Raw genomic sequence first — 220 nt, forward strand, 5'->3', positions numbered from 1 at the left:
GTTTCACGTCCGAGTTCGGGATGGGATCGGGTGGTTCACGTCCGCCATAGCCACCAGGTCATGAAACCGCACAAGACGACCGCCCGGGGATTTGCCCCTGTTCAGGGGCACCCGGTCGGGTGTGTGCGCGAGATCGTCTGATTTTTGTGTCTGTGATGCAAGCTGTGTGGCCCGCGGGCCCGGTTCTGGGCGCGACGGGGATCAATAGAGCTCTATCGAG

1 rRNA gene is annotated in these 220 nt (G+C 61.8%); it reads right to left on the reverse strand.

Annotated features, from left to right (window positions below):
• A 5S ribosomal RNA gene (rrf, locus tag WG924_RS28310) occupies positions 1-58 on the reverse strand; the annotation flags it as partial.
• Positions 59-220 lie beyond the last annotated feature (162 nt).

Origin of the sequence: Tistrella arctica, from assembly GCF_039630945.1 — a bacterium.
Taxonomy (GTDB): Bacteria; Pseudomonadota; Alphaproteobacteria; order Tistrellales; family Tistrellaceae; genus Tistrella; species Tistrella bauzanensis.